The organism is Nocardiopsis alba (assembly GCF_000710955.1).
In the GTDB taxonomy this organism is placed as follows: Bacteria; Actinomycetota; Actinomycetes; order Streptosporangiales; family Streptosporangiaceae; genus Nocardiopsis; species Nocardiopsis alba.
The window spans coordinates 27,001-52,516 of the sequence record NZ_BAZE01000001.1 but is presented as its reverse complement, the minus strand read 5'-3'; the positions used below and the strand labels follow the sequence as shown (position 1 = coordinate 52,516).

The following is a 25,516-nucleotide window of genomic DNA, read 5'->3' as shown; positions in this document are numbered from 1 at the left end:
TCCTCGCCCCACGGTGGTTCCCGGTTCCCGGGGGCCCGGGACCACGCCGTGGGACGCCGAGGGCCCGGGCGGCCGGTTCAGCGGCGGCGGTCCTCCAGGAAACGCTCCCAACGGGCGACGCTGTCCTCCAGGCCGTAACGCTCCGCGGACTTCAGGGCGTGCGCTCCCATCCGGTGCCGCTCCTCGTCGTTCTCGACCAGACGCAGCAGGGCCCGGCCCAGCCCCTCGACGTCCTGGGGCGGTACGAGCAGCCCGTCGTGGCCGTCCTCGATGATCTCCCCGGGGCCGTGCGGGCAGTCGAAACTCACCACGGGCAACCCCACGGAGAAGGCCTCCACGATGGTCATCCCGAACCCCTCCACCTTGGAGCTCACCGCGAGGATCGACGCCTTGGACAGTTCCGAGGTGAGGTCCTTGGTCTTGCCCATGAGGTGGACGTTGTCCTGGATGCCCAGTCGTTCGGCGGTCTCCCGGATCTTGGCGGCCTTGTCACCGTCGCCGTAGATGCGCAGGGTCCAGTCGGGGTGTTCGGCGACCACGTGCGCGAACGCCTTGACCAGGGTCGGGTACTGCTTGACCGGCGACAGGCGGCCCGCGGCGGCGATCACCGGCTCGTCCAGGGTCGCCTGTGGCGGGGTGCCCGGCTCCAGCGCGTTGGGCATGACCGTGAGGAAGTCGTCCCCACGCCCCAGTAGTTCGCGGTAGGCGTTCCGGTCGGCCTCGGTGAGGACGCTCAGCCCGTCCATCCTCCGGTAGCGGCGGTCGATCGCCTTGACCAGGTCGGGCTTGTGCTCGGCCAGGTTGAGGTGCTCCTGTCCGATCACGCGCAGGCGTTTGGGCGACCACGCGGCCAGCATCAGGTTGATGCCGGGGCGGGTTCCGATGACCACGTCCGCGTCGGTGGTCTTCAGGTAGCGGTGCAGGGCGGAGACGGCCTCGGGTGTGAAGTTCTGGTTGCGGGCCAGCTCCGACGGGGGGATCACGGCGGCTGCGCGCCGCTCCCACCACGTACGGGAGAACCGGCTCATGACGCGTTTCTCCCCGGTCCGGTCCTCCATCGGCACGAGGGGGACCCGGTCGGTCAGTGGGAAGAAGGGCTTGACGCGCCTACGGACCAGACTGACGATCTCGACCTCGTGCCGCTCGGACAACCCGCGGGCGAGATTGTGCACGGTCCGTACCGTGCCGCCCATGGTGTAGCCGTTGGCGATGACGAAGGCGATTTTCACAGCGCTGTCCCCCGATCCCTCCTCTCGCGGGCCGAAGGGACGATCGGTCCGGGTCCACCGGAGGGCGTGCCCTCGGAACGTGGGCGGGAACGGGCGCTCAACGCGCCTCCACGCCGGGGCAAGTGCTCCCGTACCCCTCCGGTCCGCGAGCCGTGTCCTCGGAACGTACCGCCCCGGAGCTAAAGACCGTGTAATAAAGGGGATATCCGCAGTCGGCGACGGCGCGTCGGATCGGGTCAGCCGTCCTCGCGGCCGCGCAGGTAGCGCTCGAACTCTTGGGCGATCGCGTCCCCGGAGGCCTCGGGCAGGTCGACCGTGTCCTTGGCCTCCTCCAGACCGCGGACGTAGGCGGCGATGTCCTCGTCCTCGGCGGTCAGGTTGTCGACCCCGGCCTGCCAGGACACCGACTCCTCGGGCAGATCGCCCAACGGGACCTCGGTCTCGATGAGGTCCTGCACCCAGCCCAGCAACGCCAGGGTCGCCTTCGGGCAGGGAGGTTGCGCGACGTAGTGCGGGATGGCCGCCCACAGCGACACCGTCTCGATCCCGGCGGAACCGAAGCGCTCGTGCACGACCCCGATGATGCCGGTCGGCCCCGTGTAGGTGGCGGTGTCCAGCCCGTGCCGGTCGCCCAGCCCCGGGGGAACGGCCATACCGGTCACCGGGATGGGACGGGTGTGCGGGGAATCGGCCAACAGGGAACCCAGCAGTACCGCGCGGCGCACACCGAGCTCCCGGGCGATCGCCAGCAGGTCGGAGGCGTAGGAACGCCAACGCATGTTGGGCTCGGGGCCGCTGACCAGGACCACGTCGCGGCGTGAGCCCGGAGGCCGGACCACGCGCACACGGGTGGTGGGCCACTGGGTCTCGGTCAGGCGTCCGTCGACCACGGACATGCGCGGCCGGGCCACCTGGAAGTCGTAGTAGTCATCGGGCTCGAGGGAGCACAGCTCCTCGGCCTCCCATTTGCGGGCCAGGTGGTCCACGGCCAGGCTCGCGGCCTCACCGGCGTCGTTCCACCCTTCGAACGCCGCGACCATGACAGGCTCGACGAGCTCGCGGTCGAGCTGGATCATGGCGGCCCCTTTCCGGACGTGGACGCCCACCACCCTACGGGGTGGCGCCGCGACCGGGAAACCGTCCGAGGCGGGCCCGCTCCCGGGACGATGGCGTCCACCACTTCGGGACGCCCGTCTCACGTGCCGAAACAGCCGATGGGGTAGCCTCGCGATCAGCGACCGAACCGGACGACGACGTCCCAGGCGCTTTCACACAGCCGTGTGTCGTGGTCCGCTCGACGAGTTCCTCACGGGACGCTCGGTGTGGGGCCGCGGCGCACCAGAGAACTAGAGTTGCCGATATGAGAGATCGACGGACATTCCGTGAAGCACTGTCCCAGCGCGTGGTCGTTGCGGACGGGGCGATGGGCACCATGTTGCAGGCGCACGATCTCGACCTCGACCAGTTCGAGGGGCACGAGGGTTGTAACGACATCCTGAACCTCACCCGGCCGGATATCGTCCGGGACACCCACGCAGCCTTCTTCGAGGTCGGGTCCGACTGCGTCGAGACCAACACCTTCTCCGCCAACTACGGCGGCCTGATCGAATACGGGATCCAGGACCGTACCTACGAGATCGCGGAGGCGGGCGCCCGTATCGCCCGCGAGGCGGCGGACGAGTACTCCACGCCGGACCATCCCCGCTACGTGCTGGGGTCGGTCGGTCCCGGTACCCGACTGCCGAGCCTGGGGCATTCCCCCTTCGCCCTGCTGCGCGACTACTACGAGCAGGCCGGACGAGGGCTCATCGACGGCGGCGCCGACGCCATCCTGATCGAGACCTGTCAGGACCTGCTCCAGGTCAAGGCCGCCGTGATCGGCGCCAAGCGGGCGCGTCACGCCCTGGGCCGGGACATCCCGATCATCGCCCAGGTCGCCGTGGAGACCAGCGGCACCATGCTCATGGGATCGGAGATCGGCGCGGCGCTGACCTCTCTGGAGCCGCTGGGCATCGACGTGATCGGGATCAACTGCTCGACCGGCCCGGCCGAGATGAGCGAGCACCTGCGTTACCTGTCGCACCACTCGCCGATCCCCATCTCCTGCATGCCCAACGCGGGTCTGCCGGAGCTGGGACCCGACGGGGCGGTCTACAACCTCTCCCCGGAGGACCTGACCGACGCCCACGACACCTTCACCTCCGAGTTCGGGCTCAGCCTGGTGGGCGGCTGCTGCGGCACCACCCCGGAACACCTGCGCCAGGTCGTCGAGCGGGTACAGGGCCGCGGCATCAAGAACCGTCGGCCGCTGGTCGAACCGTCGACCTCCTCGCTCTACCAGAGCGTTCCCTTCCGGCAGGACGCCAGCTATCTGGCGGTGGGCGAGCGGACCAACGCCAACGGCTCCAAGAAGTTCCGCAAGGCCATGCTGGCCGAGGACTGGGACGCCTGCGTGGAGATGGCCCGCGACCAGATCCGCGACGGCGCCCACGTGCTGGACCTGAACATCGACTACGTGGGTCGCGACGGTGTGGCCGACATGCGCGAGCTCGCCTTCCGGTTCGCCACGGCGTCCACTCTGCCGCTCATGCTCGACTCCACCGAGCCCCCCGTCCTGGAGGCGGGACTGGAGGCGCTCGGCGGGCGCGCGGTGATCAACTCCGTCAACTACGAGGACGGCGACGGTCCGGACTCGCGCTTCACCCGCATCATGCGCCTGGTCTCCGAGCACGGCGCCGCCGTGGTCGGTCTGTGCATCGACGAGGAGGGGCAGGCCCGTACCGCCGAGTGGAAGGTCCGGGTGGCCACCCGCCTGATCGAGCAGCTCACCGGCGAGTGGGGGATGCGTACAGGCGACATCGTCATCGACTGCCTCACCTTCCCCATCACCACCGGGCAGGAGGAGACCCGCCGGGACGGCATCGAGACCCTCGAGGCCATCCGCGAGCTCAAGCGCCGTTACCCGGAGGTGCAGACCACCCTGGGTCTGTCCAACCTGTCCTTCGGCGTCAACCCCGCCGCCCGCATCGTGCTGAACTCGGTCTTCCTGCACGAGGCGACCCAGGCGGGGCTGGACTCGGCGATCGTGCACGCCTCCAAGATCGTGCCGATCAACCAGATCCCCGAGGACCAGCTCAAGGTCGCCCTGGACCTGGTCTACGACCGTCGCGCGGACGACTACGATCCGCTGTCCACCTTCATCGACATGTTCGAGGGCGTGGACGCCAAGTCGATGAAGGCCTCGCGCGCCGAGGAACTGGCCTCGCTGCCGCTCTGGGAGCGGTTGGAGCGTCGGATCATCGACGGTGAGCTCACCGGGATCGAGGCCGACCTCGACGAGGCGCTGGCCGAGCGCCCCGCGCTGGCGATCGTCAACGACACCCTGCTGGAGGGCATGAAGACCGTCGGCGAGCTGTTCGGCTCCGGTCGGATGCAGCTGCCGTTCGTCCTCAAGTCCGCCGAGGTGATGAAGGCGGCCGTCGCCTACCTCGAACCGCACATGGAGAAGACCGACGACGACGGCAAGGGCCGGATCGTGCTCGCCACCGTCAAGGGCGACGTCCACGACATCGGCAAGAACCTCGTGGACATCATCCTGTCCAACAACGGTTACGAGGTCGTCAACCTCGGTATCAAGCAGCCGGTGTCGGCGATCCTGGAGGCGGCCGAGGAGAAGCGGGCCGACGTCATCGGGATGTCGGGTCTGCTGGTCAAGTCCACGGTGATCATGAAGGAGAACCTGGAGGAGATGAACTCCAGGGGGATGTCCGAGCGTTTCCCGGTCCTGCTGGGCGGTGCCGCGCTCACCCGCTCCTACGTGGAGCAGGATCTGGCCGAGATGTTCTCCGGCGAGGTCCGCTACGCCAAGGACGCCTTCGAGGGTCTGCGTCTGATGGACACCTTCATGGCGGTCAAGCGCGGCGAGGAGGGCGCCAAGCTGCCCGAGCTGCGTCAGCGGCGGGTCAAGCGGGGCGCCACGCTCAAGGTCACCGAGCCGGAGGAGATGCCGGCCCGCAGCGACGTGTCCACCACCAACGCGATCCCCACGCCGCCGTTCTGGGGCGACCGGATCAGCAAGGGCATCCCGCTGGCCGACTACGCGGCCTTCCTCGACGAGCGGGCCACCTTCATGGGCCAGTGGGGGCTGAAGGCCTCCCGGGGCGGTGACGGTCCCACCTACGAGGAGCTCGTGGAGACCGAGGGGCGTCCGCGCATGCGGATGTGGCTGGACCGGATCCAGACCGACGGTCTGCTGGAGGCCGCGGTCGTGCACGGCCACTACCCCTGCTACAGCGAGGGTGACGACCTGGTCGTGCTCGACGAGGACGGGGTCACCGAGCGGACCCGGTTCACCTTCCCGCGTCAGCGCCGTGACCGGCACTTGTGCCTGTCGGACTTCTTCCGGCCCAAGGAGTCGGGGGAGTTGGACGTGGTCACCTTCCAGGTGGTGACGGTGGGCGCGGCGATCAGCCGGGCCACCGCGGAGCTGTTCGAGAAGAACGCCTACCGCGACTACCTGGAGCTGCACGGTCTGTCGGTCCAGCTGACCGAGGCCCTGGCCGAGTACTGGCACACGCGGGTCCGCGCGGAGCTGGGCTTCGCCGGGGAGGACCCGGCCGAGCTGGACGCCTTCTTCAAGCTCGGTTACCGCGGCGCCCGTTTCTCCCTGGGTTACGGGGCCTGCCCCGAGCTGGAGGACCGGGCCAAGATCATGCGGTTGCTGGAACCCGAGCGGGTGGGGGTGACGTTGTCCGAGGAGTACCAGCTTGTTCCCGAGCAGGCCACCGACGCGATCGTCATTCATCATCCCGAGGCGACATACTTCAACGTCTGACCGGCCCTGACCAGGGGAGAGGCCCTACCGGAGTCCGACCCGGTGGGGCCTCTCCCCGTGCGGGGGCGGTCGGTCATGAGCCGATATGAGCGAATTGAGCACTATGAGTACCGAACCGACCGAGACCGCCCGGACCCCGGAGCGCCGCCTCCAGGCGGTGCTGATGGACATGGACGGCACCCTCATCGACAGCGAGCATCTGTGGGACGAGGCCGAGGCCGAGCTCGTCGCCGACCTCGGCGGTGTGTGGACCGAGGAGGACCACCTCCGCAACGTCGGCAACGCCGCCGAGCCGGTGGGCCGTTACATCATCGGTCTGACCGGGTCCGACCTCACGCCCCGACAGATCGCGGACCGTCTGTACGAGCGCTTCCTCGCCAAGCTGGAGGAGGGTGCCGAGCTGCGCCCCGGCGCCAAGGAACTGGTGGCGACGCTGACGGCGGCCGGTGTGCCGATCTCCCTGGTGACCTCGACCGAGCGTTCCCTGATCTCCACCGCCATCGGCGGGATCGGTCTGGAGAGCTTCGACGACTCGGTGGCCGGGGACGAGGTGAGCGCGAACAAGCCCGACCCGGACCCCTACCTCCGCGCGGCCCGCAGGTTGGGCGTGGACCCGAGGCGTTGTGTGGCCCTGGAGGACTCCGTGGTCGGTGTGGCCTCTGCGTCGGGGGCCGGATGCGTCACGGTGGCGGTGCCCCACCACGTGGAGATCGAACCACGTGAGGGCGTGGTCATCAGGGACAGCCTGGTCGGGATCGACCTGGAATGGCTGGAGTCGCTGGTCGCCGACCGCTGAGCGGCGGTCGACGCCCCCTGGGCCTCGAGAGGATCACCTGTGAGGACACTCCCTAGGGGATGAGCCGGATGTGTGTTCGGGCGCGAGATGGGAGACTGGGGTCATGCCTGAGACTCTGACTATGACGTCCGGACTCACCCTGGGGGCCGCGCTGGCCGCGGTCGGCCTGATCATCACGTTCTTCGTGTGGCGGCGCAAGGGCCTGGCCTACGGTCTGCGCGGGCTGGCCTGGTCGATGCTCCCCCTGGTGGTGGGGCTGCTCGGCCTGATGACCGTGGTGATGCAGTTCTTCACCGGGCTGTTGGGGGTCTTGGCCGGTCTGGTCTTCAACCCGATCGTGTGGGCCGGTGTGGCCCTGGTGCCGATCATGGTGGTCCTCTACGTGGTCTCGGGCCTCATGAAGGCCAGGGGGATCGGGGTGCGCGGGGCCAAGGCGGGTTCCTCCGAGGGCGCGAAGCCCAAGGCCGAGCCGCAGGGCCCGGAGGCCGCCGGTCCGGCGCCGTCCGCGGCGGGTCAGGTCAAGGCGCCGAAGCAGAAGAAGTCCGGTGACGACGACCTCGACGACATCGAGGCCCTGCTGCGCAAGCACGGCATCGAGTAGCGACGACGAGGCGGGGTGATGAGTAGCCCCGCTTGACACACGACGGTGGCCCCGCTTCGGCGGGGCCACCGTCGTGTGCGACCCCCTTCGGGGGAACTTGTGACGAGACATCCGGATTCATAGCACTTGCCATAGCTCGGGGGAATGGGTTCCCCTTGTGGGCCTGATGATCGTAAGGTGCATGAGGCCGAGAGTGTCCGCTGTCCCCCCAGCTCACCCCCGTCATCCGATGAATGAGAACTTTGTACACGTTAGTTCTCATGTGGGTTGTTTATTAGTGTTTGTTACGATTTAGCCACATGGACAGACTTTGGACAGCGGGGGCCCAAAGGGCGAGTAAATTGGTCGCTGTGTAACATCCCGGGCTGAACGTGCACATGGGTGTCCACCGCTCAAAGGGGACAGACCGTGTGCGTCAGAGCCGACGTGGTGGGCGATCCCCCCTCCCCGTCGGACGCGAAGCCCACGCCAGCCAGTGTCGAGAACCGACCGGCCCCACAGTGAGGCCCGGCAGGGTCACCCCCAGGTGCCTCACGAGTGGGCTCTGTCCTCTCGGTCAGAAGCGTAAGAGTGGAGAGTGGTCGCCCGATGAGTGCGCCCTCACAGGTCCCCGGGTCGGTCGAGGAGACCGACGCCGCGGACACCGCCGTGACGGCCACCGAAGGCCGCGGCGACGCCGCCAACCGATCACTGCGTCAGATCGCGTGGCAGCGTCTGCGTCGCGACAAGGTCGCCATGGTCTCGGGCGTGGTCGTGGTGCTGCTCATCCTCGCCGCGCTCCTCGCGCCCCTCCTGACCAAGTGGTTCGGTCACCCGCCCACCCAGTTCAACCAGGACCTGATCGACCCCAGTCGACGGATCCCCTATCTCGATCCCGAGAACCCCGAACTGGGCGTGGACCGTTGGGGCGGCATCAGCTCCGACCACCTGCTCGGCGTCGAGCCGACCACCGGTCGCGACCTGTTCAGTCGGATCCTCTACGGGGCCCAGATCTCCCTGTTGGTCGCCTTCCTGGCCACCCTGGTCTGTGTCGCCATCGGCACCGCGCTGGGCATCATCGCCGGTTACATGGGCGGCTGGGTCGACACCATCATCAGCCGTGCGATGGACATCTTCCTCGCCTTCCCGCTGGTGCTCTTCGCCATCGCCCTGGTCGGGGTCATCCCCGAGGGGGTCATGGGGCTGACCGGTAACGGGTTGAGGATCGGCGTCATCGTCTTCATCATCGGGTTCTTCAACTGGCCCTACATCGCCCGTATCGTCCGCGGTCAGACCCTGGCCCTGCGCGAGCGGGAGTTCGTGGAGGCCGCCAAGAGCCTGGGCGCGGGCAACGGGCACATCCTGGTCAAGGAGATCCTGCCCAACCTGGTCACCCCGATCATCGTCTACTCCACACTCCTGATCCCCACGAACATCCTGTTCGAGGCGGCTCTGAGCTTCCTCGGTGTCGGTATCAACCCGCCCACTCCGAGTTGGGGAAAGATGCTCTCCGAGGCGGTGCCCTTCTACCAGCAGGCGCCCTACTTCATCATCTTCCCCGGTATGGCCATCTTCATCACCGTGCTCGCCTTCAACCTGTTCGGCGACGGTCTTCGAGATGCCTTCGACCCCAGAACCTCGGACTGACCCCCGCTCGTACGGGGCTGTCTCGGCAACCCCGTGCGGGCGTGGATCAACCCGCGGGTCCAACCCATCCCCACACCAGGTCTCAGAGAGGTAGATCCTTGAGGAAAAGAGCCCTCGGCTTCGTCGCGCTCGGCGCGGCCGCATCCCTCTTCCTGTCCGCCTGCGGCGGCGCCGCCACCGGCGGTGGCGGTTCCGACTCGGACGGCAGCTTCGACCTCGGTTCCACCGAGGTCGTCAACCCGTCGGACAAGACCGGTGGCACCCTGAAGTACGCCATCGCCGGCGACTTCGACTCCACCGACCCCGCCAACACCTACTACGCGTTCAACTGGAACTTCTCCCGTTACTACGCGCGTACGCTGCTGGCCTTCAACCCGGCTCCGGGTGAGGGCGCCACCGAGCTGATCCCGGACATGGCCGTGGACCTGCCGGAGCCCAACGACGACTTCACCGAGTGGACCGTCAAGATCCAGGAAGGCCTCAAGTACGAGGACGGCACCGAGATCACGGCCGAGGACATCAAGTACGGCATCGCCCGTGCCAACTTCAACGGCGGCGTGTTCACCGAGGGCCCGCAGTACTTCAAGGCCCACCTGGACCAGGACGACCACAACGTCTACGAGGGCGACGACCCGCTCGCGGGCTTCGACTCCATCGAGACCCCGGACGACTACACCCTGGTCTTCCACCTCAAGGACTCCTTCTCCGAGTTCCCGAACGTGCTGACCCAGCCGCAGACCGCCCCGGTGCCGATCGAGGCCGACCGCGGTGAGCTGTACCAGGAGCACGTCCTGTCCTCGGGCCCGTACAAGTTCGACGGCGACTACGAGCCCGGCGTCAAGCTCAACCTGGAGCGCAACGAGCACTGGGACGCCGACACCGACGCCGTGCGTCCGGCCCTGCCGGACCGCATCGAGGTCGAGATCGGCGTCAACCAGGACGAGATCGACGAGCGCCTGGTCAGCGGCGAGCTCGACGTCGACCTCTCCGGCACCGGCGTCGGCCCGGCGATGCACTCGCGTCTGCTCGACGACGAGGCCATCCAGGGCAACCTGGACAACCCGTACACGGGCGCCCTGCGTTACGTGAACATCCACCTCCCCGTCATCGAGGACGTGGCCTGCCGTCAGGCGATCATGTACGCCGCCGACCGTGACAGCATGTGGCGCGCCTGGGGCGGCGCCGAGGGCGGCGACATCGCCACCAACCTGCTGCCCCCGGCGATCCCGGGCTCCGACACCGAGTCGGACCTGTACCCGTCCGCGGACAACAAGGGCGACCTCGACAAGGCTCGGGAGAAGCTCGAGGAGTGCGGCGAGGACGACGGTTTCAAGACCAACATCGCCGTCCGCGTCGAGCGCGAGAAGGACGTCCAGACCGCCGAAGCCCTTCAGCAGGCCCTGGGCGAGGTCGGCATCGAGGCTGAGATCAAGAGCTTCCCGTCCGCCGACTTCTTCGGTCAGTACGCCGGTTCGCAGGACTACGTCCGTGAGAACAACATCGGCATGAGCGTCTCCGGCTGGGGTCCGGACTGGCCCACCGGTTACGGCTTCGCCTCCAAGATCACGCACGGCGACGCGATCATGGAGACCGGTAACTTCAACACCTCCGAGCTGGACGACCCCGAGGTCAACGGTCTCTGGGACGAGGCCCTCAAGACGGAGGACCCGGACGAGCGCGCCGAGATCTACGGCCGCATCGACACCCTCGTCATGGAGAACGCCGCCATCCTGCCGGTGGTCTTCGACAAGGCCCTGATGTACCGCTCCGACGACCTGACCAACGTCTACTACACGCCCGCCTACATGATGTACGACTTCATGGCGATCGGCGTGGACCGGGACTAGAGCCCGATACCAGCCTGAACTAGTACGAGAAGGCAGGTGAAAGCGGCGGGACGCCCCGGGTGATCCCCGGGGCGCCCCCGCCGCCGACCGCGATGCTGAACTATATTCTTCGCCGCCTTGGTGCGGGTCTCTTGCTTCTCACCGTCGTCACGGCGGTGACCTTCTGGATCTTCTACGTCCTGCCCAGGTGGGCCGGCGTCACCCCGCAGGGCATGGCGGCGATGTACGTGGGCAAGGCGCCCACCCCCGAGGCCCTCGAGGCCACGGTGGAACGCCTCGGTCTCGACCAGCCGGTCGCGGTCCAGTTCGTCGAGTTCATCCGCAGCATCCTCTTCGGCCAGGAGTTCACCTTCGGCCGTGAGACCGTCGAGTGCGCGGCGCCCTGCCTGGGCTACTCCTTCACCACCAACTCGCCGGTGCTACCGCAGATCCTCGATCGCCTCCCCGTCACCATGTCCCTGGGGCTGGGCGCGGCCGTGATCTGGGTCGTCGGCGGCGTCTCGGTCGGTGTGCTCTCCGCGGTCAAGAAGGGCAGCATCTTCGACCGCCTGGCGATGGGAACCGCCCTCATCGGCGTCTCCCTCCCCATCTACTTCACGGGTCTTCTGGCCCTGTCCTTCCTGGTCCACCAGTGGGGCCTGTTCCCCGTGTCGCGCTACGTGCCGCTGACCGAGGACCCGGTCGGCTGGTACCAGGTCATGCTCCTGCCCTGGATCACGCTGGCGTTCCTGCACGCCGCGCAGTACGCCCGGCAGACCCGCGCGGGCATGCTGGAGACCCTCAACGAGGACTACATCCGCACCGCCCGGGCCAAGGGTCTGAGCGAGCGGAAGGTGATCTTCAAGCACGCCCTCCGCCCCACCCTGACGCCCATCGTCACCATCCTGGGCCTGGACATCGGCATGGTCCTGGGCGGCGCGATCCTCACCGAGAAGGTGTTCTCCCTCAACGGCGTGGGTGCCTACGCGATCGACTCGATCGTCTCCAAGGACCTGCCCGTCGTCCTGGGCGTCACGCTCCTGGGCGCCGTCTTCATCGTGGTCTGCAACCTCATCGTCGACCTCCTCTACCCGGTGGTCGACCCGCGAGTGCGGCTCGCCAAGTGACGCGCGTCAGTGTGAACCCCGGACCGGCTCTACCGAAGGAAAAGTGACATGGCCTCGAACGGAACGGCTGCCTCCGACGCAGTCGTACGGGTGGACGATCTGCGGGTGACCTTCCCGACGATGGACGGTGACGTCCACGCGGTGAAGGGTCTCTCCTTCGAGGTGCCCGCCGGTGGTGCCCTGGGGATCGTGGGCGAGTCGGGTTCGGGTAAGAGCGTGACCTCGTTGGCCCTGATGGGTCTGCACCGGGGAAGTCGGGCGCAGATCACCGGTTCCATCGAGGTGGCCGGGCAGGACGTGGTCACCGCCACCGACAAGCAGCTGCGTCGGATGCGCGGTAACGACATCGCGATGGTCTTCCAGGACCCGATGCAGTCGCTGCACCCGCAGTACACCATCGGCAACCAGCTCATCGAGGCCTACCGGGTGCACCACCCCAAGGCCCCCAAGGCGGAGGCCCGCAAGCGCGCCGTCGAGGCCCTGGAGCGGGTGGGGATCCACGAGCCGGAGAAGCGGATCAATTCGTATCCGCACGAGTTCTCCGGTGGTATGCGTCAGCGTGTGGTCATCGCGATGGGGTTGATGTGCGATCCCAAGGTGTTGTTGGCCGACGAGCCGACCACCGCCTTGGACGTCACCGTCCAGGCGAGGATCCTGGATCTGCTCGACGAGCTCCGTCGTGATCTGGGGATGGCGTTGATCCTGGTCTCCCACGACCTGGCCGTGGTGGCCGGTTCCGTGGACGAGGTCGTCGTCATGCGCCACGGCCAGGCCGTCGAACGCGGCGACGTGCGCAAGGTGCTGTCCGAGCCCGAGCACGCCTACACGCAGGCGCTGCTGGACGCGGTCCCGCGCGTGGAGGTCTCCCGGGCCCAGCGCCGCGCCCAGGACCGCGCCGACCGTCTCGAACGCGACAAGCGGCAGGGGAAGGTCACCGAGGCCGGTGACTTCAAGGCCTTCACCCCGGCCGAGGACGAGGACCGGGGCGAGCCGCTGCTGCGCGTCCGGGACGTGGCCCAGCGCTTCAAGGTCCGTGGCGGTATGTGGGGTCGTTCGACGGACTTCTGGGCGGTCAAGGGGGTCGGTTTCGACCTCTACAAGGGTGAGACCCTGGGCGTGGTCGGTGAGTCCGGGTCGGGCAAGAGCACGCTCTCGCGCATGATCATGCGGCTGCTGGAGCCCACCGAGGGCACCGTGGAGTTCGAGGGCCAGGACATCACCCACCTGTCGGAGCACCGGCTGCGGCCGCTCCGCCGGGACATCCAGATGGTGTTCCAGAACCCCTACTCCTCGCTCAACCCGCGTCTGACCATCGGTGAGAGCATCGGCACCGCCCTGAAGGTCCAGGGGGAGCGGGACGGAAAGAAGATCCGCTCGCAGGTGCAGGAGCTCCTGGCGCGCGTGGGTCTGGAGCCCGATCACTACAACCGGTTCCCGCACGCGTTCTCGGGTGGTCAGCGGCAGCGGATCGCGATCGCCCGGGCGTTGATCCTCAAGCCGAAGCTGATCATCTGCGACGAGCCGGTCTCGGCGTTGGACGTGTCCACGCAGGACCAGGTGCTGCGGCTGCTGTCGGAGTTGCAGGACGACTTCGGTCTGACCTACATCTTCGTGGCCCACGACCTGGCGGTGGTGCGCCAGGTCAGCGACCGGGTCGCGGTGATGTGCAAGGGCGAGGTCGTCGAGATGGGCGACAGCGACTCGGTGTACGAGAACCCGCAGAGCGACTACACCCGTCGTCTGCTCACGGCCGCGCCGATCCTGGACCCGGACGAGGCCCGGCGTCTTCGCTCCGAGCGTCACGCCGAACGTGAGGGCAAGGGGACGGCCGCCTGATCGAAGGGCGCCGTTCTCCGAAGGGGGCGGTCATGGGGGAGACCCCGTGACCGCCCCCTCTTTATTTCGCATGTCACCGGTCGACGGCCGTGGCGGCCTCCCCTCGTATGAGTGATGCGTCCCCGTTCGGAGGGAGGTTCAGCCCGTCTCCTCGGGTGGGGCGCCTTCGGGCGGGGAGGGCGCGACCGCCGCGTGTACGAAGAGCTCGGCGAGCTCGCGGGCGTAGTCCTCGTGGCGCTCTCTCGGTAGTTCGGCCAACCGGTGGGGGACCGAGCTCAGGGCGGCGAAGAGGGTGTCGACGAACACCTCGGGGTCGAAGACGCGGAACTCCCCGTAACGGGCCCCCTCGGCGAGGAACCCGGCCAGCTCGGCGCGGCCGGAGTCGCGGGTCCCGGCCACGGAGGCGCGCAGCCCCTCGGGCAGGTCGGCGCTCAGGATGTTCTGCCGGGCGGACATCTCCTCGGGGTGCTCGGAACAGTAGCGGACGTGCCCGCCGACGATGCGCCCCAGGCCGTCGGAGAACCCCTCCAGGGGCTCGGGGCCGCCCTCCATCGCGCGGTCCAGGCGCGAGTCGATGTGGTGCAGGATCGCGGCCAGGAGACGTTCCCGTGTCTTGAAGTGATAGGTGATGAGCCCCGGACTGATGGAGGCGCGTCGCGCGATGCGGGCGAACGAGGCCTTCGAGTACCCCTCCTCCGCGATGGTCTCGATCGCGGCGGTGACGATCTGGCGGCGGCGGGCCTCTTCCACGAACGAGGGCTTCCGGTCGTCCTCGGAGTTGTCTGGTTGCATGTACAGCATCCTATATGTTCAACTAGGAATCAGTCGAACATCGTTGAGGGCGAGGGGTGAGGGTCGTGTCGGTGTCCACAACCGGAACGAGGACCGTGGTGAGGGCCGGGGTCGGGACGCGCCTGTTCGTCTGGGGCCTGTTCCCCGTGCTGGGCGCCGGAGCGGGGGTGCTCCTGTCCCTGGCGCCCGGATGGGCGACGCGGCTTCCGGACTGGGTCCACGCCCTGCCCATGATGCCCGGGGCCGAACAGATCGCACTGCTCGCCGGTCTCCAAGGGGTCGTGCTCACCTCGATCCTGGCCGCGGTGGGGCTGGCGGCCGGCCTCCTGCTCGCCCTGACGGCCCATGGGGAGATGGTCGCCGTCGAGGTCTCGCCTCGAGGCGCCGTGCTGACCTCCTCCGAGAGGCGTGAGGAGTACGCGCGAGAGGACATCGGGGCGATCTTCGTCGACGGTCACGACCTGGTCCTGCTCGACACCCGCACCGCCGAGCTGGGGCGATGGCGCACCGATCACCCCGAGCGGCGGCTGCGGGAGGCCTTCGTCGCCCACGGCCACCCCTGGAACGAGGGCGACCCGTACGCGGACGAGTTCCGACGTTGGGCCGACGGCATGCCCGAGCTCGACGGGCACGCCCAGTCCCTGCTCCGTTCCCGGCGTACGGCGCTCAAGGAGAAGGACGCCGAGGACGCGGCGGAGCTGCGCGAGGAGCTCGCCGCCGTGGGGATCCTGGTCCGTGAGGAGGGGCATCGGCAGTACTGGCGCCGGGCCCGGCCGTGTGTGGAAGGGGCGAAGGGCGAGCACGGGAATGAAAACGGTTTTCTCTCGGTTGACGGGGGCGACACCGATCAGGGAGGCGCACATGGCACGCGATGACGTTCGACCCGTCACCAGGCTCAAGTCCACCGGGGGCACCGGCACCACCTACGTCACCCGTAAGAACCGGCGTAACACCCCCGACCGTCTGGTCCTGAACAAGTACGACCCGGCGCTCCGCCGTCACGTCGAGTTCCGCGAGGAACGCTGAACCACGGCCGAGCCCACCCGAGGAGGGACCCACATGAGAACCGGAATCCACCCCGAGCTGCGTCCCGTCGTCTTCCGTGACCGGGCCGCGGGCTTCTCCTTCCTGACCCGGTCCACCATGACCGGCGACAAGACCGTCACCTGGGAGGACGGACGTACCTACCCGCTGGTCGACGTCGAGATCTCCAGCGCCGGCCACCCCTTCTACACCGGTGACACCCGTGTGGTGGACACGGCGGGCCGGGTGGAGCGCTTCCGCCGCCGCTACCGGGACCGGTGACCGTCACGGGACGGCGGGACGTCCCGAGCCGCACCCGAACCGCGTCGACGCCGCCGGCACCGCCCGGCGGCGTCGTCATGCCGGGATCCCACCGCGGTGAAGGGACGAAACACCACCACCCCTGACGGCCGTAACCCGAAGGGTCGGGCAGGCTTGTCCCTGTGACAACAACCCCGACCGACGTTCCCGCCCCCGCCCCGGGGCGCACGGCAGTGAGCTCCCCGCGCAGACCCGTCGACCTGCTGACGGCGATCGCCGGCCTGATCCTGGTCGTGCTGTTCCTGATCCTGGTCAGCGACGCGATCTCCGACGGCGCCCCCACGGACGACGCCTCCCAGCTCCGAGCGGTACTGCCGAGGGGGTCGCTCTTCGTCGTCTCCCTGAGCGCCAACCTCCTGCTCATCGTCCTGATCTCCTACGTCGTCCTGCGCACCCTGATCGTCGCCGGGCCGCGCGACGTGCTGCGCCCGCTGTTCGGCGCGGTCACGGCCTACGCCATGACGTCCTACGTCAACGCGCAGTTGGAGATCGCGACAATGGGGGCGGCCCCGTTGCCGGGGCTGCCCGACGACGTCCTCACCGCCGCCACCCTGGGCTACGTCGCGGCCGGGATCGCGTTCACCCGGACCATGCCCACCGGGCAACCGCGGGTGCGCTCCCTGTTGTGGGGCACCAACGCCCTGATCGCCGTCATCGCGATCATGGCCGGGGTCAGCAGCATCCTCGCCGTCCTCTTCACCGTCCTCGTCGGGTTCACCTGCGCCGCTCTGGCCGACTACGTCGTCGGTACCCGGGTGACCCCGCCGGACATCGAACGAATCCGGGACGAACTTCGCCGTTTCGGTCTGATCGCCGACCACATCACCCCCTCGGGCACGGATCGCGAGGGGGACCCCCTCTACCTCGCCGATCTGGACGACGGAGGTCGTGCCGAGCTCACCGTCCTCAGCACGGAGAACGGCGACGGGTTCTGGCGACGCCTGCGAGACCTGCTGCTCCTGCGAGGACCCGTCGCGCCGCGCATCCTCTACGGCTCCCGCAGACGCGCCGAGCACGCCGCCCTGATGAGCGCCTCGGCCCGTGACGCCGGGGTGCGCGCGCCCCGGGTGCTGGCCCTGGGGGAGCTCTCACCCGGAACGGTCCTCCTGGCCCGCGAACGCGCCCGGATCCGTTCCCTGGACACGCTGGAGGCCTCCGAGGTCACCGACGCCCTCCTCGCCGACCTGTGGCGGACGCTCATCATGCTCCACCGGCGCCGCGTCGCCCATGGAGACCTGAACGGGACCACGGTCGGGGTACGTGACGACCTCCCCGACGGCGTCCTGGAGGCCGCCCTGACCGGCTTCGACCACGGCTCCGTGGCCGCCCCTCCTCTGCGCACATCTCTGGACACCGCCGCGATGCTCACCCTGCTGGCCTCCCACGTGGGCGTCGAACGCGCCGTGGACTCGGCGGTCCGGGCCCTGGGGGTGGACACCACCGCCGCCGTCCTGCCCCTGCTCCAACCCCCGGGTCTGCCGAACGGTCTGCGCTCCGATCTGCGCCGCCGCGACCGGGGGCTGCTCGCCCGCCTGAGACGCCACCTCGCGACGATCGCCCCCCAGGCCCCCGCCGAGCCGGCGCGGCTGGAGCGGATGCGTCCGCGCACCATCGTCAGCGTGGTCGTGGCCACCGCCGTCGGCCTGATCCTCGTCTACCAGCTCGCCGGGGTCGACCTGGCCACGATCCGCCACGCCGATCCGTGGTGGGCCCTGGCCGCGTTCGCCATGGCCACCACCTGCATGATCGCCGCGGCCATGGTGCTGGTCGGTTTCGTACCGGCCCCGCTGCCCTGGTGGCGGACGGTCCTGGTGCAGTACGCCGCCTCCTTCGTGCGGATCGCCGCCCCCGCGGGCCTCGGATCGATCGCGATCAACGGCAGGTACGTCATCAAGGCGGGGGTGCCCACGCCCCTGGCCCTGTCCGCGGTGGGGCTCACCCAGCTGGTGGGCTTCCTCGTGCACGTCCCCCTCCTGCTGATCTGCGCCTACCTCACCGGAACCTCCTACTGGAGCGGGTTCACCCCTTCGCCGACCGTCGCCGTCATCAGCATCCTGGGCACCGCCGCCGTGGCCGCGGTGCTGCTGCATCCCCGGATGAGGCGGGCCGTCACCAAGAGGCTGCGCCCCTATCTGAGCGGGGTCCTGCCCCGGCTGCTGGACATGTTCCAACGCCCGCTGAGCCTGCTGCTCGGCGTGGGCGGCACCGTCCTGCTGACCGTGGCCTTCGTCCTGTGCCTGCACTTCTCGGTCCTGGCCTTCGCCGACCCCGGACTCCGGGTGGACCTGGTCGCCGTCGCCGTGGTCTTCCTGGCCGGCAACGCGATCGGTTCGGCCGCGCCCACCCCGGGCGGGCTGGGGGCGGTGGAGGCCGCGCTGATCGGCGGGCTCACCGCCGTGGCCGGGATCCCCGCGGCGGTGGCCCTGCCCGCCGTCCTGCTGTTCCGGGTGCTCACCTTCTGGTTCCCGGTGCTCCCCGGCTGGGCCGCCTTCCTCCACCTCCAGCGCCGCGAGGCCATCTGACCGCACCCGGGGGCGGGGAGTTCCACGCTTGCGGTTGACGCGACGTCAAGATCTAACGTCGTTCCCGGGTCGGAGGTACCGGCCCGAGAAGGGGGACGGATGTCCTGGTCGGTGAGCGAGGTCCGCCGCATGAGCGGGGTGACCTCTCGGACCCTGCGGCACTATCACCACATCGGACTCCTGGAGCCCGAGGACGTCGATCCCGGCGGGCGGCGCCGTTACGGACGGCGTGAACTGCGCCGACTCCAACGGATCCTGCTCCTGCGCGAACTGGGACTGGGCCTGGCCGAGATCCGTCGGGTCCTGGACGACGAACGGGACGAGGTGACCGCCCTGCGCGGGCACCTGAGCACCCTGGAGGCCGAACGCGGACGTCTGGACACCCTCATCGAGACCGTGCGTCGCACCGTCGACGCGCTGGAAGGAGCCGACGTGAACGCCATCCGACCCGAGGAGCTCTTCGAGGGCTTCGACGTCGCCCGTTACGAGGAGCGGGCCCGGGGCACATGGCCCGAGCAGTGGGAGCGGGCCCGCGCCGCGACCGAGGAGATGTCCCCGGAGGAGGCCGACCGGATGCGGGCCGAGGCCGTGGAGAGGATGGAGCGCATGGCCGTCCACCTGAGGGCGGGCACCCGGGTCGACGACCCCGCCGTGCGCGCGGAGGTGGCCGACCTCCACCGGGGGCTCACCCGCATGTGGACCCCCGACGCGGCGGCCTTCGCCCACCTGGGCCGGGTCTACGCCGAGGAGGGACCCTGGCGCGAGGTGCACGAGAAGGTGGCCCCGGGGCTCGCCGACTACCAGCGCGCGGCGATGGAGGACTACGCCCGCCACGTCCTGGCGGAGGAAGGGGAGCGATGACCTCGGTCGATCGCTTCCGGTGACCTCGCCACCCCCGGGAGCGTCGGGCGCGGTTCCGGCGCACCCGGGGCGGGGCGGGGGGATCCCGCCCGGGGCTACCCTGGTGCCCTTCGACCACCACGACGACAGAAGGCACGACCGATGACCGACCTCTCCCGTACCGTCCTGCTGCTCAACGGACCCAACCTCAACCTCTTGGGCACCCGGGACCCCGAGCAGTACGGAACCACCACGCTGGCCGAGATCGAGGAACGGGTGCGCGTCCTCGGCCGGGAACTGGGGGTCGAGGTGGTCTGCGCCCAGAGCAACAGCGAGGGCACCATGGTCGACCACATCCACGAGTCGCGCCACCGGCTGGGGGTGGTGATGAACCCCGGAGCCTACGCGCACTACAGCATCGCCCTGCGCGACGCGATCGACGCCATCGAGGCCCCCGTGGTCGAGGTGCACATCTCCAACGTGTACGCCCGCGAGGCGTTCCGGCACACCTCGGTGACCGCCCCCGTGGTCGCCGGCTACGTGGCCGGCTGCGGGATCACCGGTTACGAACTCGGACTGCGCGCGCTCCTGGCCCGCGACGCCGAACGCCGGGCCTGAACCCCCGGGCCGGGGCGGACGGCGACCCGCCCCGGTCCGAGAGGAGAACACGACACCCGGCATGGCGAATCCGCCCTTGTCCGCCTTCGACCGGTAACAATGAGACCCCCACCCCCCGAAGGCCTTATCCCTTCGTCGGTGAGGAGAACATGGGAGAGCCGCTCATCGGGGGGCCCGTCCACAGGCAGCGGTTGCGGCACCTGGTGGTGGAGACGAGCGAACGTCTCTCCGCCCACGCCTCCACGATCATCCTCGCCGTCATCGCCGCGGTGCTGTCCTGGACCATCGCCGGTGGTCTGATCAACGACCACTACCCCTTCTTCGCGCCGATCGCCGCGGTCATCGCGCTCAACGCCTCGGGAGGGGAACGCGGGGCCAGGGCCCTCCAACTCCTGGCCGGGGTGTTCATCGGCATCCTCTGCGGTGAGGCGGCCGTCTTCTTCACGGCCTTCGACACGATGGCCATGGCGGTGGCGATGAGCCTGGCGATGATGGTCGCCGTGGCCGTCGGCGCCGAACGGATCGTGATCGGTCAGGCCGCCTCCAGCGCCATCCTCACCACGATCTTCGTCACCGGGAGCAACCCCGGTCCGGGGCGGCTCGTCGACGCGCTCATCGGAGCCGGGGTGGCCCTGCTCTTCAGCCAACTCCTCTTTCCGGCCCGCCTGGTCGCCCTCCTCAGACGGATCGAGGAGGACGCCCTGAACGAGATGGCGCGCATGCTCGACGCCGTGGGCCACTCCCTGGAACAGGACGGCGACGACGCCAACGAACAGATGGTCAACCGTCTGGGCGATCTGAGCCGACCCATGGCCGAACTCAGCCGGGCACGGGAGAGCAGCATGTCCACGGTCCGTCTGTCCACCCTCAGATGGGGGGACACCGAGCCGGTCATGGACGAGGACGAGATCATCGAACGCCTCATCCTGTTGGGGGAGAGCTGTCTGTTCCTGGCCCGGACCACCACCTCCATGGGGGACGAGGAACGCCGGGAACTCGCGCCCATCGTGTGCGACATGGCCGCCGTGCTCGCCATCCTCGCCGACGACCTCAGCAGCAGACAGGCCCGTGAACAGGCGGTCGAACAGGCCCTGACCGCGGCGCGCGGCTACGGCGCGGCCTCCCCCGACGACGACCCCGTCACCCAGGCCACCCATCTGGCGGTGGAGATGGTCGCCAGCGACATCATGGTGTTCGCCGGCATTCGTTTCGAGGACGTCGAGGACGTGCTCCAAGGGGAGATGGAGGACCCCACGATCCCCAGCCCCCAGGGGGAGCCGTGGCTGCCATGGCTGAGCTGGCGGCCCCATTGGCGGCTGAGGTGGGGACGTCCCGGGCGTTCCTTCAAACGCCGTTGAGGGGGCGGGGCGCCGTCGTGTACGGGCCCCGCCCGACTCAGCCCTCGGCGGACGGCTCGAAGCGCACCACCACCGACTTGGAGGTGGGGGTGTTGCTCACCTCGGCGGTGGAGTCCAACGGCACCAGCACGTTGGTCTCCGGATAGTAGGCGGCGGCGCTGCCCCGCGCCGTCGGGTAGTGCACCACCCGGAACCTCGGGGCGCGCCGTTCGCGGCCGTCCGACCACTCGCCGACCAGGTCGGTGTAGGCGCCGTCGACCAGCCCCAGTTCGGCGGCGTCCTCGGGGTTGACGAGCACGACCCGGCGGCCGTCCTTGATCCCCCGATAGCGGTCGTCCAGCCCGTAGATCGTGGTGTTGTACTGGTCGTGCGAGCGCAGGGTCTGCAACAGCAGCCTTCCCTCGGGCACCCGGGGCGCGTAGGTGCCGTTGACCGTGAAGTTGGCCAGCCCCGTCGCGGTCGGGAACCGCCGGTCGTCCCGGGGCGCGTGCGGCAGGGTGAACCCTCCGGGTCGGCGCGCCTTGGCGTTGAAGTCCTCGAAGCCCGGGATCACCGCGGCCACGTGGTCGCGCACACGGTCGTAGTCGGCCATCCCGTCCCAGTCGATGGGGGAGTTCCCGAACAGACGACGTCCCAGACCCCGGACGATGTCGACCTCGGACCACATGTGCTCCGACAGCGGAGGCAGGACCCCGTGCGAGGCGTGCACCTCGCCCATCGAGTCCTCCACCGTCACCCACCGAGGGCGGCCCTCGTGCAGATCGCGGTCGCTGCGGGCCAGCGCGGGCAGGATGAGCGCCCTGGCCCCCGTGATCACGTGCGAACGGTTCAACTTGGTGGAGACGTGCACCGTCAACCCGACCCGACGCATCGCCTCCTCGGTCACCTCGGTGTCGGGCGAGGCGGAGACGAAGTTGCCGCCCATCGCGAAGAACACGCCGACCTCGCCCCGGGACATCGCCCGGATCGCCTCGACCGTGTCGTAGCCGTGTTCACGTGGCGGTTCGAAACCGAACTCCGCGCCCAAGGCGTCCAGGAAGGCCTCGGAGGGGCGTTCGAAGATGCCCATCGTCCGATCGCCCTGCACGTTCGAGTGGCCGCGCACCGGGCACACGCCCGCGCCCGGACGGCCCACGTTGCCGCGCAGCAACAGGAAGTTGACCACCTCGCGGATGGTCGGCACCGAATGCCGATGCTGGGTCAGCCCCATCGCCCAGCACACCACGATCCGCTCGGAGGAGGTCACCATCGCGACCAGCTCCTCCATCTGTGCCCGCGACAGGCCGGTGTCGCGCTCGGTGCGCTCCCAGAACTCCGTCTCGGGCTCGCTCAGCAGGGCCTGGGAGAACTCCTCGAAACCGTGGGTGAAGGTCTCCACGAACTCCCGGTCCAGCACGTCCTCGCCGCGCCGGTCGGCCTCCAACAGCAGCCGGTCGACCGCGCTGAACAGGGCCAGGTCCCCGCCGACCTTGATCTGGAGGAACAGATCGGTCAGTTCGGTGCCGCGCCCGACCAGGCCTCGGGCGTGCTGCGGGTTGCGGAACGTGATCATGCCCGCCTCGGGGAGCGGGTTGACGGTGACGATCCGCGCCCCCGCCCGCTTGGCCTTCTCCAGGGCGCTGAGCATACGGGGATGGTTGGTGCCCGGGTTCTGGCCGGCGACGATGAGCAGGTCGGCCTGGTGCACGTCCTCCAGGGACACGCTGCCCTTGCCCACGCCCAGCGTCTCGGTCAGGGCCGAACCGGACGACTCGTGGCACATGTTCGAGCAGTCCGGCAGGTTGTTGGTGCCCAGCCGGCGGGCGAGCAACTGGTAGGCGAAGGCCGCCTCGTTGCCGGTCCGGCCCGAGGTGTAGAACACCGCGCCGTCGGGGGAGTCGAGGGAGCGCAGCTCCTCGGCGATCATGTCCAGGGCGGCGTCCCAGGTGATGGGCTCGTAGTGGGTGCCGCCCTCGGGCAGGTACATCGGTTCGGTGAGCCGCCCCCGCCGGCCCAGCCAGTAGCCGGAGCGTTCGGCCAGGGTCGCGACCGGGTGGCGGGCGAAGAAGTCCGCGTCCACGGTGTGCCGGGTGGCCTCCTCGGCCACCGCCTTGGCGCCGTTCTCGCAGAACTCGGCCTTGTGCCGCTTGTCGGGATCGGGCCAGGCGCAGCCGGGACAGTCGAAACCGCGCTTCTGGTTGACGGCGAGCATGGCGGGGAGGCCTCGTCGGATCCCCGCCTGGTCGCCGACATGGCGCACGCTGTTGAGTACGGCGGGGACCCCCACGGCGCTCCGGGCGGGCGGTCCCACCTCCGGGTCGTCCTGAACGGGGTCGGGCGTCTCCGAGTCCTGGTGTGTCACGACCACCATTGTTCCACCGGTGGTGACGGTGTCCAGGCCCCGCCTTACGGATCAGTCCAGGGTACCCGCGAAGGTCACGGCCGGGTAGATCGGTATGAAGTCCTGGTCCTGGAACTCGATCGTGTACTGGATCCGGGTGTCGCCCTCCTCCACCCAGCAGTCCTCGTCCCAGTATCCGGACTGGCCCGGCTCCAGGCTCTCGGGCGGATGCGCGCTGTCGCCCAGGGCGGGGGAGCCCGATTCGCGCAGGGGGTCGCCCACCGCGCAGGACCGGGTGACCACGCCGGTCTGGACGGTCTCGTCGCTCTCGTTGTCGAGTTCCACCCGCCATGACACGTACGGCAGGTCGCCCTCCCGGCCGGTGGTGGGGTCGACCCCACCCTCCTCCACGCCGCGCTCGAAGCGGGTCAGCCGGACGGAGAAGCCGTCTCCGAGGTCGTGGGCCTCGTCCAGGTCGACGGTCACCGTCTCGAACCCGGTCTCGGGCCGGTCCTCGACGTCGTCGGGATGGTTCCCCTGGGGCGCCTGACCCGCCGCCGGTTCGGGAGGGCCGGAGACGGTGCCATGTGTGAGCCATCCGGCCCCGAAACCGACGATCAGGGCCAGTGCGATACCGACGGCGGTCACGAGCCGACCGTTCCTGGTCATGTGAGCGTCCCTCCCGAGCCGGGCGACCGCCCGGTGTCCTCGGTGACCGTACCGTACGGAAGGGTGACCGTGGTCCACGTCGGACGCACCCGGACTACACGTTCGGGCGTACTCGCCCGGGACCCGGGGCCGACGCGGACGCCCCCTCCTCTTCGCAGGATGGGGGCATGAGTACGACGCATCGCCTCGCTCCGGGGCTCTCCCCACCGGTCCTGATCCTGCTGGCGGCGCTCGCCGCGCCGCGGGTGATCCTGCACGACCTCGGCCTGATCGGCGAGGGCACGTTCGTCAACGCCCTGTTCGTGTTCGTCCCGCCCCTGGTGTGGATCGCCGTGGTCCTAGGGCGCCGGGCGCCGAACCCGTTCGTCACACTCCTGGTGGTGGGGGCGCTGTACGGGCTGATGCTCGTGATCGGCCACCAGATCCTGTGGAACGCCGCCTGGGAGGGGGAGCCGCCCCGGCTCGGCGGCTCCCTGAGCGCTCTGCCGCCCCTGGCCCACGAGGTGATCACCCGCGGCGCCGCGGTCGTGAGCGGCCTGGTCACCGGCACGGTCGTCGGGGCCCTCGCCGGTCTCGTCGCCCTGGCGGGGAGCAGGATCCTTCCCGAACGGGCGGGGACCCCGTGACCCGTACACGGTGGGTCAGTCGACCGCGGTCTCCGCGCCGCCGGTGATCCGGACCAGCTCGGCGTAGGTCAGCGGGAAGATCGTGTTCGGGGTCCCGCCCGCCGCCCACAGGGTGGGGTGGTCGGCCAGGGCGACGTCGACCACGGTCTCCACCGGCGCGGGGTGGCCGATGGGGGCGACCCCTCCGATGGCCTGGCCGGTCGCGGCCCGGACCTCCTCGGGGGTGGCCCGGCGGATCTCGTCACGCCCCAGCCGTTCGGCGAGCCGGCCCACGTGCACGCGATGTCCACCGCTGGTCATCACCAGCAGCGGTCGCCCGTCGGCCATGAACACCAGACTGTTGGCGATCGCGCCCACCTCGCAGTCCAGGGCCGCCGCGGCCTCGGCGGCGGTGCGGGTGGAGGCCGGCAGCGCGCGTACCCGGCCGGTGGCCCCGAGCCCCTCCAGGGCCCGGGCCACCAGCACGCTGCGTTCGGGCAGGTTCTCGACCTCGGTCATCCTCGGTCCCCTCGTCGTCGGTGTGGGGCGCAGACTACCGTGGCCGACAACAGG

Annotated in this window: 21 protein-coding genes; 15 read left to right on the top strand and 6 right to left on the bottom strand. The window is 69.4% G+C overall.

All coding sequences use genetic code 11. The features are described 5' to 3' along the window. Positions 1–77 precede the first annotated feature (77 nt). Both TR33_RS00220 and TR33_RS00215 read right to left on the bottom strand, forming a co-directional pair. A complete protein-coding gene (locus TR33_RS00220) occupies positions 78–1,229 on the bottom strand; it encodes a glycosyltransferase family 4 protein (RefSeq protein ID WP_042280768.1) in 1,152 nt (383 codons plus the stop codon). Between the two features lie 236 nt (positions 1,230–1,465). Further along, complete coding sequence (locus TR33_RS00215; protein WP_042280766.1) at positions 1,466–2,305, bottom strand: PAC2 family protein; 840 nt, start codon at positions 2,303–2,305, stop codon at positions 1,466–1,468. Positions 2,306–2,589: 284 nt separating this feature from the next. On the opposite strand from TR33_RS00215, the gene metH reads away from it, so the two are divergent. The 7 genes from metH (at position 2,590) to TR33_RS00180 (ending at position 13,875) form a co-directional block, all read left to right on the top strand. Beyond that, a complete protein-coding gene (gene metH, locus TR33_RS00210) occupies positions 2,590–6,063 on the top strand; it encodes a methionine synthase (RefSeq protein ID WP_081536536.1) in 3,474 nt (1,157 codons plus the stop codon). Between the two features lie 103 nt (positions 6,064–6,166). After that, complete coding sequence (locus TR33_RS00205; protein ID WP_014908352.1) at positions 6,167–6,859, top strand: HAD family hydrolase; 693 nt, start codon at positions 6,167–6,169, stop codon at positions 6,857–6,859. 103 nt (positions 6,860–6,962) lie between these two features. Further along, positions 6,963–7,460 carry a cellulose synthase gene (locus TR33_RS00200; RefSeq protein ID WP_234305705.1) on the top strand — a complete coding sequence of 166 codons (498 nt, stop codon included), beginning with the start codon at positions 6,963–6,965 and terminating at the stop codon, positions 7,458–7,460. A 588-nt stretch (positions 7,461–8,048) separates the two neighbouring features. Next, positions 8,049–9,086 carry an ABC transporter permease gene (locus TR33_RS00195; protein WP_042280760.1) on the top strand — a complete coding sequence of 346 codons (1,038 nt, stop codon included), beginning with the start codon at positions 8,049–8,051 and terminating at the stop codon, positions 9,084–9,086. A 98-nt stretch (positions 9,087–9,184) separates the two neighbouring features. Then, the gene (locus TR33_RS00190) at positions 9,185–10,933 is read left to right on the top strand and encodes an ABC transporter substrate-binding protein (RefSeq protein WP_014912849.1); all 1,749 of its coding nucleotides are present in this window, start codon (positions 9,185–9,187) and stop codon (positions 10,931–10,933) included. A 92-nt stretch (positions 10,934–11,025) separates the two neighbouring features. Then, positions 11,026–12,039 (top strand): ABC transporter permease, encoded by a 1,014-nt coding sequence (locus TR33_RS00185; protein ID WP_014911083.1) that lies wholly within the window; start codon positions 11,026–11,028, stop codon positions 12,037–12,039. A gap of 48 nt (positions 12,040–12,087) precedes the next feature. Next, a complete protein-coding gene (locus TR33_RS00180; RefSeq protein WP_042280759.1) occupies positions 12,088–13,875 on the top strand; it encodes an ABC transporter ATP-binding protein in 1,788 nt (595 codons plus the stop codon). Positions 13,876–14,013: 138 nt separating this feature from the next. Here the strand turns inward: TR33_RS00180 and TR33_RS00175 are convergent, their stop codons facing one another. Beyond that, positions 14,014–14,667, bottom strand: a complete 654-nt coding sequence (locus TR33_RS00175; protein WP_234305704.1) for a TetR/AcrR family transcriptional regulator — start codon at positions 14,665–14,667, stop codon at positions 14,014–14,016. A 71-nt stretch (positions 14,668–14,738) separates the two neighbouring features. Between TR33_RS00175 and TR33_RS00170 the strand changes: the two genes are divergently transcribed. From TR33_RS00170 to TR33_RS00140, 7 genes are all read left to right on the top strand, one after another. Further along, positions 14,739–15,542 (top strand): YqeB family protein, encoded by an 804-nt coding sequence (locus TR33_RS00170; RefSeq protein WP_234305703.1) that lies wholly within the window; start codon positions 14,739–14,741, stop codon positions 15,540–15,542. Further along, positions 15,529–15,693 (top strand): 50S ribosomal protein L33, encoded by a 165-nt coding sequence (rpmG, locus tag TR33_RS00165; RefSeq protein WP_014908936.1) that lies wholly within the window; start codon positions 15,529–15,531, stop codon positions 15,691–15,693. Before TR33_RS00170 ends, rpmG begins: the two co-directional genes overlap by 14 nt. Before the next feature lie 33 nt (positions 15,694–15,726). Beyond that, complete coding sequence (locus tag TR33_RS00160; protein WP_014911327.1) at positions 15,727–15,972, top strand: type B 50S ribosomal protein L31; 246 nt, start codon at positions 15,727–15,729, stop codon at positions 15,970–15,972. Positions 15,973–16,184: 212 nt separating this feature from the next. Next, on the top strand, positions 16,185–18,533 hold the full coding sequence (locus tag TR33_RS00155) for a lysylphosphatidylglycerol synthase transmembrane domain-containing protein (protein WP_042280755.1): 2,349 nt from the start codon (positions 16,185–16,187) through the stop codon (positions 18,531–18,533). Between the two features lie 99 nt (positions 18,534–18,632). Beyond that, complete coding sequence (locus tag TR33_RS00150) at positions 18,633–19,394, top strand: MerR family transcriptional regulator (RefSeq protein ID WP_042280752.1); 762 nt, start codon at positions 18,633–18,635, stop codon at positions 19,392–19,394. A 141-nt stretch (positions 19,395–19,535) separates the two neighbouring features. Beyond that, positions 19,536–19,991: a type II 3-dehydroquinate dehydratase gene (aroQ, locus tag TR33_RS00145; protein ID WP_014908156.1), complete on the top strand. Its 456-nt coding sequence runs from the start codon at positions 19,536–19,538 to the stop codon at positions 19,989–19,991. A gap of 149 nt (positions 19,992–20,140) precedes the next feature. Then, positions 20,141–21,349 carry an FUSC family protein gene (locus tag TR33_RS00140; RefSeq protein ID WP_014911595.1) on the top strand — a complete coding sequence of 403 codons (1,209 nt, stop codon included), beginning with the start codon at positions 20,141–20,143 and terminating at the stop codon, positions 21,347–21,349. 37 nt (positions 21,350–21,386) lie between these two features. Here the strand turns inward: TR33_RS00140 and TR33_RS00135 are convergent, their stop codons facing one another. Both TR33_RS00135 and TR33_RS00130 read right to left on the bottom strand, forming a co-directional pair. Further along, entirely contained in the window at positions 21,387–23,699 is a 2,313-nt protein-coding gene (locus TR33_RS00135) for an FdhF/YdeP family oxidoreductase (protein ID WP_042280748.1), read from the bottom strand. Between the two features lie 42 nt (positions 23,700–23,741). Next, positions 23,742–24,338 (bottom strand): hypothetical protein, encoded by a 597-nt coding sequence (locus TR33_RS00130; protein ID WP_042280745.1) that lies wholly within the window; start codon positions 24,336–24,338, stop codon positions 23,742–23,744. Between the two features lie 167 nt (positions 24,339–24,505). On the opposite strand from TR33_RS00130, the gene TR33_RS00125 reads away from it, so the two are divergent. Beyond that, on the top strand, positions 24,506–24,964 hold the full coding sequence (locus TR33_RS00125; protein ID WP_042280744.1) for a hypothetical protein: 459 nt from the start codon (positions 24,506–24,508) through the stop codon (positions 24,962–24,964). A gap of 15 nt (positions 24,965–24,979) precedes the next feature. Here the strand turns inward: TR33_RS00125 and TR33_RS00120 are convergent, their stop codons facing one another. Next, complete coding sequence (locus TR33_RS00120) at positions 24,980–25,462, bottom strand: YbaK/EbsC family protein (RefSeq protein WP_042280742.1); 483 nt, start codon at positions 25,460–25,462, stop codon at positions 24,980–24,982. Between the last annotated feature and the right edge of the window lie 54 nt (positions 25,463–25,516).